Below are 16,774 nucleotides of genomic sequence, written 5' to 3'. Positions count from 1 at the left end.
CGGGTCCCTCGTCGAAGCGGACAAACGTCCCGGTCGACGATGCCTCTTCAAGGCACGGTGAGGGTGGCGGTGACGTGATTGATGAACAGCTCGCGCAGAAGCGGCAGCCTACCAAGGAAGTTGAGGCCCTTGATGCAATCGTAGCGGCGGTCCTCCACCTTGAGCCCGGCCTCCGCGATGATGCGTTCGAACTTGGCGACGCTCATTTTGTTCAGGCCCGACTCACAGTCTTCGTAGCGCTTCGCGCCGTCCTGGCGGAAGCGCGCACGCACGGCCATCACGGTTCGCTCGGTGAACAACAGATTGAGCCACGGCACCTTGCAGAAAAAGTGCATGTGGCTCCCGTAGGGCGCGAACCAGGGCGGACCGAACGTAATCAACAGCCTGCCCCCGGGCTTCAGCAGACGTCGCATCTCCTCGAGAGTGGCGGCCGGCTCGGGATAATGCTCCATCGCGTCCTTCGATATCACGACGTCGAACGTCCCCCACATGTCGCGGCTCACGCGCTCGCGAAATTCCAGGCGTCCCGCGGGCAGCGCCTGGCGGTTCGCGTACTGTATCGCCTTATCGAGCGTCTTGCGGTTCGTATCCACCCCGCAAACCTCGCACTCTTCGGTCTGCACCAGGGCCACGGACTGTTGGCCTGTGCCGCAGCCGAAGTCCACGACGCGTTTGCGCCAGGCCATCCGGTGAAAGTCGGGATACTTGTGACGAAGCATGGCCAACGGGTCCTCCGGCGCGCGCCCCACCGGCTCGCCGGGTGAGACGCGATTGTCCGACTGGTGCGACAAGGCCAACAATATTGTTTCATCTATTCTCATGGCTCCCCGGTCAAGGCTGTCCTCGGCGACTCGGTCGTTCGCGCCTCTCCGTCTCGTGAGCGAAGAGGCATCGCGTCGCGCATCGGAAACACCGTCCCCGCACGACAGGCGCCGTCAATTATAATGCCGCACGCGATACACGGCTATGGTGCAACCAGCCGCGGCGCGGTAATCCTCGCAGGCGGAATATGATGCAATCCGGACTCGCTACCTGCCGGGCTCAGTTAGGTTCCTTGGCTATCCGACCGCCGCCGTCCCCCAAAGACTGATAAAACTTCGCAAAACGGCCGAGCATGGATTCGAGGCTCATCTCATTGCGCACTTTCTCTTTTGCATTGTGAGTGAAACGCCGACGGGCGGGTTCGTCTTCGAGCATGTGCAGAATCTTTTGTGCAAGCGCGCGGTGGTCGCCGAGAGGGAACGTATACCCATTGACGTCGTCCGTAATCAAATCCGGGTTACCGCCGCTGTCGGAAACCACGCACGGAACCTCCGCGGCCATGTATTCCATGATTGCGTTAGAGAGTCCCTCGCCCTCGGAGCAATTCACTCCCACGTCCAGGATGGAGAGATAGTCTTGCACGTTGCCAGTGGCGTGGGCGAAATGCACACGTCCAGCTATCCCCAGTGACTCGACGAGCTGTTGAATCGCCTCCTTGGGTTTTCCGGGAACCGCGTTGTCCCCCACCAGGAGGAAATCGATATCATCACGCGCCTGCACAATCTCGCTGGCGGCACGCACGAAGGTCTCATGCCGTTTCATGGGCCGGTAATTGGCGATCAGGCCGACAACCTTGCGGCTTTCTGGGATCCGCAGGGCGTGCTTGAGCTCAAGCACGGGCGCAGCACGATTGAAGGAATCCATGGCGATACCGTTGTAAATCACGTCGATTCTGTCCCCGGGGAAACGCTCGACCTGTTCGGTCAGCCGTTTGACCTGATTCGAATTGGTGACGATCCGGGCGACAAGCCGGTTGGCGATGCGCGTCATGTACAGGTAACGCCAGTTCATCCATTCGCCGTAATCGCGCCGACTGGCGACGATTGTGCGGACTCCCGCCAAACGCGCGGCGATGACGCCGACGATATTTGCAACGGGAAAGAAGGTGTGCACGACGTCCGGTTTCGTGGCGCGGAGATGGGAGACCAGTCTGATGAAGTTACGATAAGTGTACGCACGTTTGAATTTATCGATCTGAAACACGCTGACGCGACAGTCCAGACCGCTACTCCGCGTCGAGAGCCACTCGCTCGCTCGCAGGCTGACCAACTCGATCTCGAAGCGTCTCGACAGCCCCCGAAGCATCTTCTCGAGTTGGTTCTCGGTACCGCCCAGCGCATGATGGAAGTGATCGATGATGAACGTGATTCGCATGCCCTTGCGTGTCTCCACTCTGGTTACGCACCGACTTGTTGGACGACGTTATAGGCTACCGCGATACGCTCGAACGCGAAGTCGGCAAGCAATTGGGACAATCCCTTCTCGGTCCTGTGCAGGTTTATGTAATGACGGAAACGGAAAAACGGCGGAACCGACACCCGCGGCTGCCCCGGGTCGAGCTCCCACGGATGCAGATAAAAGGTGAATCGTTGCTGTCTGGCGTTCAGGCGCCGCAGCAGAAACTTGAAGTAGCAATAGGGAAACAGCCGGAAATACCCGCCGCCAGCGACCGGCAGACTGAAATTACGGATCTTGTAGACCGCCAGCGGTATCTCCAGCAGGCCGTTCGGCCAGCGGAAGGGAAGCACCCCACGCTCGGAAAAGCCGTAACGGTCGTGCAGTGAAACCGGAAAGACGCTCGAGTCGTACACGAAGCCCTCCTCCTTCAGCACATCGATGGCCCATATCGAGTCACGCACGATGGAAAAGCTCGGCGCCCGGTACCCCAGCACCGGTTTACCGACGAGATCCTCGAGCAATCGCTTCGACCGACGGACGTCGGCGCGGAACGATTCCGGCGTCATGCGGTAAATCAGCTCGTGTCCGTAGCCGTGCGAAGCCACCTCGTGGCCTTCGCGGTCGACGTCCCTGACGAGCTGCGGACAGCGTTCGGCGACCCAGCCCAGGAAGAAGAACGTCGCCTTCGATTCGCTGGCACGTAACAACGCAAGAATCCTGCGCGTGTTGGTTTCCACCCGCAGTGGCAGCGTTTCCCACTGCTCGCGCGGTATCGCCGAACGCAGGTTCTCCACCTGAAACCAGTCTTCAACGTCGAACGATAGGCCGTTTTTTATAGCGATCGGTTTCACGCCGCCTCTGATCTTCAAATGCTGGTTGCTGCGACAATAGCGGGAAAACCTGCCTGCTGACAAGAGTTTATCAAACTCGCGCGACGTGCAGGGATCATCGGGACCGTCTAGTTCAGAAAGTGCTCGATTCCACCTATTAACCCTACCTTGAATACATCGAGCGAATCGTAACGCCCCACCCCGATGCGTGGCAACGTGAACGGCTGCTCACCCCTGCCCCAGGGGCGCGGAGCGGTCGTCACCGCCGCCTCGAATCCCGCTTCCACGACCGCGGAGACGACGGCATCATTGAAATCGCCATTCGGGTAGGCGAAATAGTTCACGCGGCGTCCGGTCCACGACTCCAGCAGTTGTTTCGAACGCGTCGCGCTTTCGAACACCGCCCGACGGTCGAGCTGCGTCAGGATGTTGTGGCAATGGGAATGTGCTCCAATCGTCACCAGCGGACAATCCGCCAATTCCCTGACTTCGTTGATGGCAAGCGGCACGATGCCGCGGGAACGTGGATCGTGCCGTTCCACGTTCTTGACGATATCATCGACCACGAGCTCGCGCGTGGTCGGCTCCAGTTTCTTAAGCGACGACAATAGATACTGTATCCTGGCCCAGTTCTGCGCCCCTCTGGTTTCGTTGATCACGCAGGTAACCGGCGAAGCGGCGGGGAGCGTCACCGTGACGGGCGTTTCGATCTGAAGGGCATTAACCAGACGATCGAACCAGTATGGTTCCTGATTCTGTACCTGGCGCGTGGCGACGAATATCGTCACCGGCAAATCCAGTTCCTCGACGACCGGCAGCAATACGTCCCGATTTCCGCGATCGCCGTCATCGAAGGTTACGACGGCCTTGGGACGGTCCGAAGAGTCCGGCTGTGCCATCTGCGCAATGGCTTGCGACAGGCTCACGACGTCGAACTTGGAACGCAGGTAGTCCATCTGCCGCACGAAGTCACCGCGCTTCACGACCGTCCATGCCTCGACGTCGTCACTGTCCTCGGCGAGTTCGTGGTACATCAGAACCACGGCCTTGCCGCCGAGCTTTCGTTTGCGGACCGGTCCCAACAGCGGCTCCCATGCCGCCAACCGATACATCGCCATTCTTGCAAGCTGCCTGATCATGATTAGTTTTGAAGAAAATCCTTATCGTTACGCGGTCTCACAACAGCCGGTAACCCTTCGCCTTGAACTCCCGCACCTGTTCCCCGGTGGGAAAGCTGAAATACGTCGCTTCGGCCGAGTTGTTCGGGATCGGCTGAAGCCGGCCTTCGCGGATGCCCTGCACCGCTTCGATCATGAGCCTGGCGCCAAAACGCTTGGTGCGCCGTATCAGCGCTTCCAGGCTCTCGCCCGGCTCGATGGGAGACTCGCGTTGCAACAGGATGTCGCCGTCGTCCAGCTTCGCGTTGATCCGGTGGATGGTCGTGCCCACCGCCTTCTCGCCATGGTACATCTGCCAGAAGTTGGGCAGCATGCCGCGATATTTGGGAAGTTTGGCGTTGTGAATATTGATGCAACCGTGCTTCGGGATGGCCAGCAAGGACTCGCGGAAAATCTGCGGCGCCGCCACCGAAATGATCAGATCGAGCACCGACGACCGGATCGACGCCAGAAAAACCGGGTCATTGACATTGGGCGTCTCCAGGACCGGCACCCGGTAATGCTCGCAAACCTGCCGGATGGAATAGAACCGGCCGGTGCGCCATGCTCGCCCGAGCCGGTTCATCAGCTTGTAATACACGTAGCGCAGCCCCATCCGCACGAAGTCGACCGGCCCGTAAAACCCGTACATCTGACGCACGAGTTTGGACAGGCTGTTTTTACCCATGGTCGGGGCGATCACCACACCGGCGATCTCGTCCCTGTGCGGGTAATGAGCAAGGAACTCCTCGAAAAACAAACGCACATAGAACGGGTCCTCCTGGGTGATGAACAGGATATTGAATGCCATCATTTCCTCACCGTTTCCCAGGTGACGGCCTTATGACCTTTCCAGATTCGGTACATGGCAACCACCGCAGCCAGATTGACCGTGACGAAATAAAGCGGGATGGTCAATGGTTTGGCCAGGATGTTACGTTTTTCCGCGACAAACCCGATCAGCGCCAGCGCGTAAAAGGAGAGCTGAAGCGCCAGGGTCGCGCTGTAAAACGGAACACCCGCGAGAAACAGATTGGAGACCAACGCAACCGCCAAGAACACGGGGATGAACCAACGTAGAACTTTATGGGATAACAGCTGGAACGACACAAAGGGATAACGGAACGGGTTGAAAAGCATTTTCATGTAAAGTAATCCGCGCATGCCGCGCGTGATGACGCGCACGCGCATGCGAAACTCCTCCTTGCTTTTTTCGGTGGTCTCCTCGAAGGCAATGGCCTCGGGCTCGAAAACGATACGATAACCCTTTTCCAATACCTTCAACGGCTCTACGAGATCGCTGATGATGTCCGCCGGCAGCGGCGTATACGCCTCACGCCGCACCGAGTAGATGCATCCGCAACATCCCGTGATTGTCTTGATATTGGTCTGCATCGTTTTGATCATGTTTTCGTATTTCCAGAACAGGATGCTGCCCAGACCGATGGCCGCTCCCGTCGGATTACAGTATTCGTAGCGTCCGCTCACCGCGCCGACCGAGGGATCGGCGTAATTACGCACGAGGTTGCGGATCGCCGAGCGCTCATAGCGGGTCGTGGCATCGGAGAAAATAACGATGTCACCGCTCGCCTGCTTGACGGCCTGGTTCTGTGTCTCCGTCTTGCCCATGCGCCCTTCCACGCGGATCAGTTTTACTCCGCGATCGGCGAACCCTTTGACTATCTCATCGGTGCGATCGGTCGAGCCATCAGAGGCCACGATGATTTCGAGCTTATCCCCTGGATAGTCGAGCGTCATGACCTGCTCGAGCTTCGCGGCAATGTTCTTTTCCTCGTTGTAGGCCGTGATCAGGTAGGTGACCTTGGGCTCAATGGGGCTGCGTTTCACCGGGTTGTGCACGAGGCGCGACAACACGAGGATCACCAGCGAATAACCGACGTAGGTGAACGCGATCAACACGACAGCCGACCAAAACGCGATTTCAGCCACTGGCCGCTATCCTCTTGCTGTTGCTCGTGGGCCGGACATATACCGCCCTTTAATATTCGAGTCAAAGCGTTGCATGCGGGCCCGCCTGTTGTATCTCGGCGCCGCCACGGACCGCCGCCTTGAGACGTTCGCGCAGCCCGAATGCGCCGCGGGCCAGCCGGCCTGAAAACGTCGCGTTGTAAACGTGACAATCGAACAACGCCCGCGCCTCGCGTGTAAACGTATGTTTGTACGGCTCATCACCCTGGAGAAAGTTGAACTCCGTGCAACCCGTCGCGAACGCCTCTCGAATAGCTTCGCTGACGAGGACAACTCCGGGCGATGCCCATGACCAGTCGGGGTTGTATCCGAGTTGATAGAAAAAAATGCGATCACCACAACGGAACCCGTATAGCACGGCGACAATCCCCGTCTCGTCCTTCAGGCATCTGAACACAACGTCATTCGGTGGTAGCCGCTGAAGCAGTGCGCGGTGAAACTCGAATACGGGAGATCGGCCAAAGGTGCTCGTGATTCCTTTTGCGTCCGCGCGCCTGGCATGAAGTTCAAACAACGTCCGCAGCGCCGTCTCGAAATCGGCGGGCTCGAAGGCCGCATACCGGAGCTTGCCCTCCTCGAGCAACTTCTTCCTCGGACTTTTTATTTTGTAACGGTCCTTTTTCGGCAACTTGGCCAGGTATTCCTCGAAGCTACCGGTCAGCGCGACATAGGGCGCCACTGAAACTTGGCGAACCGTGGTCTGGAGCTTCCCGCGGGGAAGGGTCAGGGCACGGAGCAAATCGCTGTCCCGTGCGAGCATCGGCATCCGTGCCCATGCCCATCCCGGCAAATTTGCCGTGAGAAAATTACACGAAGCATCGACACAAGCCACGGCATTCTCTGAAGCGCAGAGGATATCCAGGTGATCCGGGTACACCTCGGTGGCGCCGCAATAATCCAGAGTCGTACCCTTCAACCACTGAATCACCGCTGTCGTGCGGCGTCTGAAAAGCGGAAGGATGCCGTGCAACTCGTCATCGCGGTAAATAAACAACGAAACAAGTTCGTGCGCGTTACCGAACTGCTTCCACCACGTGTAGATCCATTCCCACGTACAGAAGGGGGAAGGAAACCGCATTGCCGAAACGAGGCGGTTCCAGGCAATCCGGCTTTCCAGAAACTCCTGCTCCGTCGCCCGGTGCACGGTGAGTCTGCCCGTTGCCGATAGTGCGGCCTGGTTGTGCGCGCTGACGGAATTCATCCCGGACCCTATCAGCGTACGGCGGATTGTATCGACACGGACTCGATCAGCAGATGATCGAGAATATCGTACGCCTTGCGGTTCAAATGTGATCCGTCACCGCTGGTCAGGTCGTCCCGGAGATATCGTTCCTCATCGTCCACTCTCAGCGCCCGTTCCAGGTCGAGCAGAGGCAGTGCCTCCTGTCGCGCATAGGCGCGCAGCCAATCGTTGAACTCGCGGATACCTTCCTGCTTGCCCGGATTGCTCCGTGCCCGTTCCCTCGTCACCGGCACCACCGTGGCCAGCATGACCGCGATATTCTTCTGCCTGATCTCCTGCACCCATTGCTGTACGAGCTCTTTATCGCGCCGCATGTCGCTCGGGAAATAAGACGAGCACTCCTTGATGATGATCATGTCCGCCGGTTGCGGCGAAGACTTGAAGAAACCTTTCACGTAGCCGGACGTGAGTCGGAACTTGCGCGCCGGGCGCATCAGCGTTTCTTCGACGATTTCCGACTTGTCGTATTCCCACGCCTGCAACGCTTCAAACGAGTAACGCCGCTCGTTCACGCGTTTGGGAAGCTCGGGCAAGCTCCACTCCATCCCGATGGACGCCCCGAGCAGCACCACGTGCCTGGGTTTTTCCGCGGTCGCGGTTTCAGATGTCTGATTCACGTTTTCGCCCTGTACAGTGGATGTGGCCAGCCCGAGGCCGGCCAGCAACATTATTTTTGATAACATCGTGCTCATGTTCCACCTCTTCTGCTTCTGGAACAGCAAACCTTGCATCCCAGAAAGGCCAAGCTGCATGGCCGCCGAGGACGCCGGTGGTTCGTGCCCGCCGGGTTTTACTGTAATTGCTCGCGAAACAGCTGCATCAGATGGCGTTTCAGCTTCTCGCGGTTTTCACTGAAATGTTTCGAGTTCCACCAAGTCTCGCCCGGTTCCAATATCGCGTCCGGCGGCCGCTGTGCCTTCCAGCGCTCGAGACATTTCTCCCGGTACTTGTCGACCGACCCCAAGGGTCTGGCCGGGACTCCCACGACGACGGAATTGGGCGGCACGTCGCTGATCACGACCGACCCCGCCCCCACGACCGAGTTCCTGCCGATGCGGATGTTCGGGAGCAGGATGGCGTTACTGCCGATGATGCAATTGTCCTCGATGACGATCGGTCCGAACACCTGGGTGTCGGGCACTTGGTCGCGAAATATCCAGGCCGCCCCGTCGTGGGTGCTGAATGTCACTCCGTATGCGATTGCCACGTGGTTGCCGATCTTCACCAGATAAGGCTCGGTGCCGAGGCTCGTCGGAACGATGAAACAGCCCTCTCCGATCTGGGAGCCCTGGCGCCGCAGATACTCGGCAATGGTGACGGGGGAATACTTGCGTAACTCGTATGCCGCGCGCAGGCGCGCAACCAGCTTTCTAATTTGGTGAAACACGTTCGACCCCATCTTCAGTTATGGCAAGCCGTGAATCGGGTTCGTTCGTGGCGCCTCGACGGCAGCAGCGCCCTTCCCTACCCTCCCCCACGACGCGGGGATGCGATCATCATCCCTAACTGCGTGCAATCGCAGGCTCCTGTTCTCGCGCTACACCGCGCTGCCGCGAGATCCCTTGCCAGCATTTCTCCGCACGTTCACAGAGTATAAACTTGATGCTGGCGGATCACATCAAAAATAAAGGGTAGGATTCTGGTAACTATTTGTTTAGACTTGTTTTTCAGAGGGAGTGCGGCGCGGGATCGGGTTTCCCATCCACCCCATCATTATATAGACACAGCCCGGCCATGGCATACTGAGTCGCCATTCGACGATTTTCTTGGCGGAGGTAGGGTGACGCCGGAGAAGGGTTGATCGCATCGCTGGTGCCGAGCGCATTCGGACAGGATACTCTACGCGCCCATTATCAGCACGCACCGAAACCACGCGTTGCCATCCCCTGATTACGATACATGCTGACTGCTCTAAAAGAATTTCTTCGCTGGATCCTCGCACCGAGCTTGTACGCCACGGTGTTCCTCACGTTCCTGGTGAGCACAGTCAAGCGTGCCGAATGGGCCGTATACCTGCTCGCCATCCTCGCACCATTGCCCGTCCTCTGGTACCAGCTGCATCAGTTCCCGATGGGGAAGGACACCATGGACATCCTTATTTTCGGCGCATTGCTCGGGATCTTCGTCAACAAGGACGGCTTCGATAGAACGCCGGGAACATTCCTCGTCATCAGCTTCATGCTGGCGAGCTACGTGGCGGTATGGAACATCACGCTTCGCTACCATCTGCCGCTGCCGTTTACCACCGCCAACCCCGTTCTGGCGGATTGGAAGAACTACGTCGAGATGATCTTCCTCTACTTCATCGCCTTCAGCGCCATCAAAACCGAAGACCAGCAAAAAACCATGCTGGTGATCGTGGCAACCGTGATCCTGCTCATTGCCGTACGCGAATTCCGCAACTTCACAGCGGGAGATATATTCGCGTATGACAAGCGCGCCGAAGGCCCGTTCTGGGTCGTGGGACTTGGCGCCAACCATCTCGGCGCTTTCATTGCCGACTATGCCGGCCTGTTGCTGGGAATGTTCCTGATCGACAAACACAAGTATCGCAAGTGGCTGTATCTGGCGGCGGTGTTGTTCTCCATCCACCCCATGTTTTTCTCTTACTCCCGCGGGGCCTACATCGCGATGCTGGCGGTCATCGTCGTCTATGGTTTGATCAAGAAACGTTCACTGCTGGTTCTGGTGGCGGCACTCGTCTTCACGTGGCAGGTCGTGTTGCCGCCCAGCGTCGTCGATCGCATCGAGATGACCGAATCCTCGAGCGGTGAGTTGGAAGAATCGGCCGCCGACCGGGTGATCTTGTGGGAACATGCCAAACAACTCTTCGAGGAAAACCCCGTCTTCGGCATCGGGTTCAACGGATTTCCCTTTACGCTTCAAGGCCAGCGCCTGACGGACACCCATAATTTCTACATGAAGACCGCTTCCGAACAGGGCGTAATCGGTCTTTTCCTGCTGGGGCTCGTGCTGCTCAGGGCCTTCACGAGCGGCTGGCGACTCTATCGCGGTGGCCAATCCGCCTTCCATCAAGGTTTGGGGCTCGGGTTCGTCGGTTGCGTGACGGCATTGGTCGTTACCAATATTTTCGGCGATCGATTCTCGTACTTCGCGCTGGGCAGCTATTTCTGGCTGCTTTGGGGAGTGGTCGAACGGGCCGTGGTGCTGACACACGAGGCGCCCGCTCCCGTCACCGACGCCGAGCCGGATACGGACCAAGCCTCGCAGACCGCCTCCGAATAAAATAATAATGCCGACATCGTGCGCGTTCTGCAGCTTCTAAGCAGCACCGGCTTCCACGGCGCCGAGACAATGACGGTCGAGCTGGTCCGTCAACTCCATGCTGTGGGGGTCACGATCGATCTGGGTGTGTTCGATAACGACGGCCGCGCTGACAAGGAGATCCTCCGGGTCGCCGCCCCTTATATTAATGACAGCTTGGTCATCCCGTGCCGCCGCCAGTTTGACTGGTCCGCCGTACGTGTCCTCCACGGATACCTGAACCAGCGACGACCCGATGTGATCCACAGCCACAAGTACAAAACCACCTTCTACGCGCTGTTGTCCCGACGAAACACGCCTTGCCGCCTGATAGCAACGTATCACAATTGGCTTTATGACACCTTGTCTCTTCGATTCTATGCTGCGCTCGACAAACGCCTGGCGCGCTACTGCGATGCGGCGGTCGGCGTCTCCGAGCCGGTGACACAGGAACTGCAGCGCCATGTACCGGCACCCAAGGTGCGGCGCATCGGGAATGGCATCGACACGGAGGTCTACCTCCCCCGGACGTCCCACCTTGACGCCAAACAGGCCTTGGGTCTCTCAGGAAAGACATTGGTGGGATTCGTCGGCCGGTTGTCCGCCGACAAGGGCTTATCGCATCTGCTGCACGCGCTCGCGGCGATGCCGACATCGCTGGCAGAGTCCGTGCATGCGGTTATCGTCGGGGATGGGGAGCATCGCCGTACGCTGGAGACGGAAGCGCGCGCATTGAGGCTAACCGAGCGCGTCCATTTCCTCGGAAACCGCCGCGACACGCCGTTACTCTACGCGGCCTTCGACGTTTTCGTGTTGCCGTCACGGCGCGAGGGATTTCCCATGGTCCTGCTCGAAGCCATGTCATGCGGCCTGCCCGTCATCGCCACGCGCGTCGGCGACGTCGAGCGCATCATTGAACAAGGAGTCTCGGGTCTGGTGGTAGAGCCCGCGGATGCGACGGCGCTGCAACAGGCGCTGCAAGCGGTGATCACCGAACCAGAGCGGGCGAAACGCATGGGAGCCGCGGCGCGCGAGCGCGTTGAACAGCGCTTTTCCTCGGCGCAAATGGCGCGCGAATACCTGGCGCTTTATGAACATGTTGTGAGGGAGGCTGCGACGCCACCGCGCGTTCCGCGAGGTTGACGTCCCTCAGGGACAACCTGATGGCGCGCGTAATCGCCGGGAGTCTCGCGGCATCCCCGCGCTAGCTGGACTGATAGATCTCATGCCATACCATGAACATCAGCAACGCCCAGATGCGGCTGTGGTGATTTTCCCTGTGGCCCATGTGCTCCGCGAGCATGCGTTCGATTACCGGCCACCTGAACAACCCCACGCGCTCAATTCGCTCCTTCGACAAAACCGTCTTTATAAAAGGATTCAGCTCGTTGCGGAACCATACCGTCAGGGGCACCGTAAAACCCTGCTTGCGCCGGTAAAGAATCTCCCTCGGTAAGGTCTTGGCAAACGCACGTTTCAGCAAATGCTTCTTGTCGAAACCCCTCAGCTTGAGCTCGGGCGGCACCGTGGCCATGAATTCCATCAGCTCGTGATCGACGAACGGAGCGCGGGCCTCGATCGAGTGCGCCATGCTCATGCGATCGGTGAGCGTGAGCAGATCTCCGGGCAGATACATCATGATATCCGTATAGAGCGCACGATTGAGCACATCGTCGATGCCGTCGCGGTTGAAGAACCGATCGAAATTCTCCTTGGCCGCCTCAAGCCGGATCGATTGGCTTAGCTTGTCGCTATAGAGCTCATGGCGTCGTCCTGCGTCGAAAGCCGAGATATAACGGTGATAAGCCTGATCCTCGGGCAAGGCGCCGGTCCGCACAAAGCGCTTGACTCGCTCCACCAGGCGGTTGCCTTTTTTGGAATCGGGCAAAAGGTTAACCATCCGCTCCACTACTCCCTCGCGTAACCAGCGTGGCACGTCCCGGTAATGCTTCTGCCAACGGATGCCGAGATGGCGCTCATATCCCGCTCCGACCTCGTCGCCCCCCAGTCCCGACAGCACCACCTTCACGTGCTTGCGCGTCTCTTGAAATACGTAGTAGTTCGCGATCGCCGAGGAATCGGCAAACGGCTGGTCGAAGGCACGGACAAGCTCCGGGATAATTTTCACAATTTCCGGCTTGACCACGAACTCGTGATGTTGCGTGCCGAATTGCTCGGCCACCATCCTGGCGTAGCGCCGTTCATCGTAATATGCGCCCTCCTCCCCATATCCGATACAAAATGTCCTGACCGGACCGGTGGCCGACTCGCTCATTGCCGCCACTACCGCGCTGGAATCGATTCCGCCGCTTAGCAGAGCTCCAAGGGGCACGTCGCTTACCAACCTACTTCGTACCGAACGGCGGAAACGCTCGGCGAAGGCATCGACAAAATGTTGCGCGTTGTTCTTCCGATCGATTCGAAACTCGAGGTCCCAGTAGCGGCGGATCCGTAACCCGTCGCGATCCATAACCAGCAGATGCGCCGCTGGCAGCTCGCGCACGTCGCGGAAGATGGTGGCGGGAGGCGGAACATAAAGGTAAGTCAGATAGGCATCCAGGGCGCCGTGGTCGATGTCCTTCGATACCACGTCGGTTTGCAGCAAACACTTGATCTCCGACCCAAAGACGAATTTTCCGCCCTTGAGCGCGTAGTAGATCTGCTTTTCGCCGGCGCGATCGCGGGCGACGAGCAACTTCTTCTGACGATCATCCCACAGGGCGAAACCGAACATGCCATTGAGATGCTGCACACAATCTTCACCGTATTCCTCGTAGAGATGCACGATGGTTTCGGTATCCGACTTGGTATAAAAGCGGTGCCCCTTTGCCTCGAGCCGGTCGCGCAACTCCCGATAATTGTAGATTTCGCCGTTCAACACCACCCAAATGTTCTTTTCCTCGTTATGGATCGGCTGGTGCCCGGAGGCAAGATCAATAATGCTGAGACGTCGCATGCCGATTCCGACGGGACCGGCGATGTAGGTACCCTCATCATCGGGACCGCGATGCCGCATCACGTCGCACATGCGCTTCAGCTCAGCGCCGTCAACGCTGCCCGAGGATTGGTACAAGATGCCGGTAATTCCACACATTGCAATGGCTCAAGATATGAAACAGTGGCTCACGACGCCGCGCCGGGAACCCACGGCCGTGTCGTCGAGATTGATGACGTCGATTTCCCCTACCCGTCTACCGAGTCGGTCCATCGCCCACCGCGATCGGCCGAACGGCCGCTCGGCGCGTCCGGGCACGACAGTCTTCATACACACGGTCGAGCTCCTTGGCGATCACTCCCCATTCATATTTCTGTTGCACCAGCCGCCTGCCGGCCTCGCCGAGACGCCGGGCAAGTTCACGATCGCGCAGGACCCCCACGGTTTCTCGCGCGAAAGCTTCCGGGTCATCGGCGACCAGCAGATCCCGGCCATGCACGACATCCAGGCCTTCGCAGCCCACCGAGGTCGAGACAATCGCCTTCCCCATGGACAAGGCGTCGAGTATTTTCAGCCGCGTGCCGCCACCGATACGTAACGGCACCACGTAGGCGTCGGCCTCTGAGATTTCCGGACGCACATCGTCAACCAGGCCCGTCAGTCGCACGCGCGGGTTGCCGATGATATCGCGTATTTTCTTGTTATCCGGGCTTTTGCCGACGACCGTCAGCGTCACGTCGGGTATCTCGGCGGCAACGCGCGGGAGCACTTCGGAACAGAAATAGCGAATGGCATCATAGTTGGGAAACCAGTTCAAACCGCCGACGAACACGAGGCCGTTGACGTGACGCGGCGATCCGATTTCCCGGAAATAAGCGGTGTCCACACCGTTCGAGATTGCAGTTATGCCTTTGGCACCAGACAGATTGCGCAACAGGTCGGCATCGACCTCCGACACCGCGACCACATGGTCGGCTTGGCGACAAATGCGCGCCTCGTAACGGAGAAGTTTGAGATACTGATAATACAGATAGGCCTTACGAAGCCAATTGGACTCGTTCTCCACTCGGCGACGCAACAAGACCGATTCCACGTTGTGCTCCACCAGCACCACCGGTTTTCCCCGGCAGGCATCGATATAGTCGCCGAGATGCAGCATATCGAGATGAACAAGATCAATATCCTGCGTCGCCAAAATGGCCCTGATCTTTTTCCGCATCGTGCGCGATCGGTACTTCACCGCCAATAGCGGTGAAGTACCGAAGAGTTCACGCACCAAGTCCGGCAAGATCCGCCATTTGCCGGCGCCGAGATAAAGGGGCTCCGCCTCTACATGTGCACAGAACGTGCGCATGTGCTCGACACCGCTCATCTCTTCGGGCGTCTGGACAAAGGTGAAAAGATAGATTTCGTGGTTTTTCGATATCTGCTTGATGAGGTTGTATGTTCGGAGAGCTCGTCCTTCATACAGAGGGAAAGGACTCTTCGTGGTAAGGACTAGAATCTTCACGGGTGCTTGCTCTTCTCCTGATCTTCCACGCCAAAGACGAGGTTATAAAGTCGGTCATAGTTCTTTTTACCAAGCAGCCGCGACGCCGCCGCCTTGGTGGCGGCCATGGTTCGAAGGACGGCCAAAGTACGGGAACTCTGAAACACGATATCTCTAAAATCCTTCAGCTTTGTTTTATGTTTCACGGCAATTCGACGCCAGAAGAATGGATCGGTTTTCCGGTCATTGAAACCGAACCGCGAACAACAGCCCCCAAGGTAACCGCACTCCTGCGCAACCGGGACATAGAATGGATTGCTATCGCCATTCGGCAATGAAAGAAAATTGACGTGGGTGCCGAGCTTGTCTTCTATTGTATGCTTCGATTCCATCAGTTCTCCCCGGGTGCGAGCCTCAGTCAGCGTTGAAAGCAGGGGGTGATTGGCGGTGTGCGACTGGATGGACATGCCGTGGCGGTTCATCTCCGTCAGTTCGGCCCATGTCAGCATGACCGGATCACCGATCTTGTTGGTGACGACGAAGAAGGTCGCCGTGAAGCCGTGCCGGGCAAGAACCGGAAACGCATGTCTGAAATTTCCCGCGAAGCCGTCATCGAAGGTGATGACGACCGGTTTGGGCGGCAGCGTCGCCTCGCTGCGGGACCAGCTCCGCAGATCGGAAAGCGATATGGAATGGAATCCGTCACGCGCGAGCAGCTCCATTTCCCGTTCGAAGTCGTCACGGGCGAGGATGTAACCACGCTGGGTCTTGCGCGCGAGCGCGCCGATTTCGGCGCGCTCCGCAACCTCGTGATACATTAGTATTGGAATCCCGGCGTCTGCTCGCTGTGTCACAATTCAACGGCTCACTGGTTCTTTTCGGGATGACGGCGGCAACCACACCCGCGGTTGCCGACTACGGGCTGAATCAACGTTTTTTCAAAAAAGTTTTTTAAGAATACGTCCCGTGGCGGCGTGCGGCCAAAAAATGCGTCTTGAGTATATTACACATCGACTACTTCACCCCACCCGGTGACTGCGCCCGATCCAACCAACCCAGGCCGCCGCTGTCCCACCGTTAATCACGTGGTTCGCTGCGTTCGTCTGATAAACGGCCGTTTGTCCACCAAATCAACCATTTACGTTTGATCTGCGATTTCGATTTCGCTATCTTCTCGACATGAATGGCTGACGCGTCGTGTGTCGGCCGCCAAATAAATAATCCGCCCCTTCGCGGCACACGGTCGGGCGGATCTGCGAAGGAATCATTTTCAACAAGCGAAAAGGGACACAAGGCATGATGACATTCATGACTGCAGGGCGCGCTGTATTCTTTTTATCCCTCATTCTTAGTATTTTCCTGACGGCTTGCGGTGGCGGCGGAGATGCCGGCACAACAGGCACAACAGGCACCACAACCACAAGCTCCAGCATCAGCACGGGCACCGGTGGAAGTACCGGCGGTGGTGGAGGCACGAGCGGCACCACCATCACTATCTTGATGTCCGGCTCCGGCACCGTCACCTCCACCCCGAGCGGCATCAACTGCGGCAGCACCTGCAGCGCCAGTTACGCCAGCGGCGCGAACGTTACGCTGACCGCCACCGCCGCCGTGGGCTCCACCTTCTCCGGCTGGAGCGGGGCCTGC

14 protein-coding genes and 1 pseudogene are annotated in these 16,774 nt (G+C 58.3%); 3 read left to right on the top strand and 12 right to left on the bottom strand.

Annotated features, from left to right (window positions below; all coding sequences use genetic code 11):
• Positions 1 to 47: 47 nt before the first annotated feature.
• From ACC569_RS05065 to ACC569_RS05025, 9 genes are all read right to left on the bottom strand, one after another.
• Positions 48 to 821, bottom strand: a complete 774-nt coding sequence (locus ACC569_RS05065) for a class I SAM-dependent methyltransferase (protein ID WP_372522411.1) — start codon at positions 819 to 821, stop codon at positions 48 to 50.
• A gap of 220 nt (positions 822 to 1,041) precedes the next feature.
• Positions 1,042 to 2,196 carry a glycosyltransferase gene (locus tag ACC569_RS05060; RefSeq protein WP_372522410.1) on the bottom strand — a complete coding sequence of 385 codons (1,155 nt, stop codon included), beginning with the start codon at positions 2,194 to 2,196 and terminating at the stop codon, positions 1,042 to 1,044.
• Between the two features lie 23 nt (positions 2,197 to 2,219).
• Positions 2,220 to 3,071, bottom strand: coding sequence for an XrtA system polysaccharide deacetylase (locus tag ACC569_RS05055; protein ID WP_372522409.1), 852 nt, complete (start codon positions 3,069 to 3,071; stop codon positions 2,220 to 2,222).
• A gap of 107 nt (positions 3,072 to 3,178) precedes the next feature.
• Positions 3,179 to 4,189, bottom strand: a complete 1,011-nt coding sequence (locus ACC569_RS05050; RefSeq protein WP_372522408.1) for a polysaccharide deacetylase family protein — start codon at positions 4,187 to 4,189, stop codon at positions 3,179 to 3,181.
• Between the two features lie 37 nt (positions 4,190 to 4,226).
• Positions 4,227 to 5,018: a methionyl-tRNA formyltransferase gene (locus ACC569_RS05045; protein WP_372522407.1), complete on the bottom strand. Its 792-nt coding sequence runs from the start codon at positions 5,016 to 5,018 to the stop codon at positions 4,227 to 4,229.
• On the bottom strand, positions 5,018 to 6,157 hold the full coding sequence (locus ACC569_RS05040; protein ID WP_372522406.1) for a glycosyltransferase family 2 protein: 1,140 nt from the start codon (positions 6,155 to 6,157) through the stop codon (positions 5,018 to 5,020). Before ACC569_RS05040 ends, ACC569_RS05045 begins: the two co-directional genes overlap by 1 nt.
• A gap of 61 nt (positions 6,158 to 6,218) precedes the next feature.
• Complete coding sequence (locus ACC569_RS05035) at positions 6,219 to 7,397, bottom strand: GNAT family N-acetyltransferase (RefSeq protein WP_372522405.1); 1,179 nt, start codon at positions 7,395 to 7,397, stop codon at positions 6,219 to 6,221.
• An 11-nt stretch (positions 7,398 to 7,408) separates the two neighbouring features.
• On the bottom strand, positions 7,409 to 8,131 hold the full coding sequence (locus tag ACC569_RS05030) for an SGNH/GDSL hydrolase family protein (RefSeq protein WP_372522404.1): 723 nt from the start codon (positions 8,129 to 8,131) through the stop codon (positions 7,409 to 7,411).
• A 98-nt stretch (positions 8,132 to 8,229) separates the two neighbouring features.
• Positions 8,230 to 8,826: a DapH/DapD/GlmU-related protein gene (locus tag ACC569_RS05025; RefSeq protein WP_372522403.1), complete on the bottom strand. Its 597-nt coding sequence runs from the start codon at positions 8,824 to 8,826 to the stop codon at positions 8,230 to 8,232.
• A 512-nt stretch (positions 8,827 to 9,338) separates the two neighbouring features.
• On the opposite strand from ACC569_RS05025, the gene ACC569_RS05020 reads away from it, so the two are divergent.
• Together ACC569_RS05020 and ACC569_RS05015 are read left to right on the top strand one after the other, a co-directional pair.
• A complete protein-coding gene (locus tag ACC569_RS05020) occupies positions 9,339 to 10,685 on the top strand; it encodes an O-antigen ligase family protein (RefSeq protein WP_372522402.1) in 1,347 nt (448 codons plus the stop codon).
• Positions 10,686 to 10,703: 18 nt separating this feature from the next.
• The gene (locus ACC569_RS05015) at positions 10,704 to 11,846 is read left to right on the top strand and encodes a glycosyltransferase family 4 protein (RefSeq protein WP_372522401.1); all 1,143 of its coding nucleotides are present in this window, start codon (positions 10,704 to 10,706) and stop codon (positions 11,844 to 11,846) included.
• A gap of 61 nt (positions 11,847 to 11,907) precedes the next feature.
• Here ACC569_RS05015 and asnB read toward each other — a convergent pair whose 3' ends face one another.
• From asnB to ACC569_RS05000, 3 genes are all read right to left on the bottom strand, one after another.
• Positions 11,908 to 13,797, bottom strand: a complete 1,890-nt coding sequence (gene asnB / locus ACC569_RS05010; protein ID WP_372522400.1) for an asparagine synthase (glutamine-hydrolyzing) — start codon at positions 13,795 to 13,797, stop codon at positions 11,908 to 11,910.
• A 97-nt stretch (positions 13,798 to 13,894) separates the two neighbouring features.
• Entirely contained in the window at positions 13,895 to 15,148 is a 1,254-nt protein-coding gene (locus tag ACC569_RS05005; RefSeq protein ID WP_372522399.1) for a glycosyltransferase family 4 protein, read from the bottom strand.
• Positions 15,145 to 15,981 (bottom strand): polysaccharide deacetylase family protein, encoded by an 837-nt coding sequence (locus tag ACC569_RS05000; RefSeq protein WP_372522398.1) that lies wholly within the window; start codon positions 15,979 to 15,981, stop codon positions 15,145 to 15,147. The genes ACC569_RS05005 and ACC569_RS05000 overlap by 4 nt, the downstream gene beginning before the upstream one ends.
• A 442-nt stretch (positions 15,982 to 16,423) precedes the next feature.
• Here ACC569_RS05000 and ACC569_RS04995 point away from each other — a divergent pair.
• Positions 16,424 to 16,774: pseudogene (locus ACC569_RS04995) on the top strand (hypothetical protein); the annotation flags it as partial.

Source organism: Sulfuricaulis sp. (assembly GCF_041499725.1).
Classification (GTDB): domain Bacteria; phylum Pseudomonadota; class Gammaproteobacteria; order Acidiferrobacterales; family Sulfurifustaceae; genus Sulfuricaulis.
This window is presented reverse-complemented; position numbering and strand designations above follow the sequence as displayed.

Bases quoted from the DNA above. Each gene is read 5' to 3' on its own strand.
- ACC569_RS05060 (WP_372522410.1), bottom strand. From the start codon at position 2,196: ATGCGAATCACGTTCATCATCGATCACTTCCATCATGCGCTGGGCGGT.
- ACC569_RS05045 (WP_372522407.1), bottom strand. From the start codon at position 5,018: ATGGCATTCAATATCCTGTTCATCACCCAGGAGGACCCGTTCTATGTG.
- ACC569_RS05035 (WP_372522405.1), bottom strand. From the start codon at position 7,397: ATGAATTCCGTCAGCGCGCACAACCAGGCCGCACTATCGGCAACGGGC.
- ACC569_RS05030 (WP_372522404.1), bottom strand. From the start codon at position 8,131: ATGAGCACGATGTTATCAAAAATAATGTTGCTGGCCGGCCTCGGGCTG.
- asnB (WP_372522400.1), bottom strand. From the start codon at position 13,797: ATGTGTGGAATTACCGGCATCTTGTACCAATCCTCGGGCAGCGTTGAC.
- ACC569_RS05050 (WP_372522408.1), bottom strand. From the start codon at position 4,189: ATGATCAGGCAGCTTGCAAGAATGGCGATGTATCGGTTGGCGGCATGG.
- ACC569_RS05020 (WP_372522402.1), top strand. From the start codon at position 9,339: ATGCTGACTGCTCTAAAAGAATTTCTTCGCTGGATCCTCGCACCGAGC.
- ACC569_RS05065 (WP_372522411.1), bottom strand. From the start codon at position 821: ATGAGAATAGATGAAACAATATTGTTGGCCTTGTCGCACCAGTCGGAC.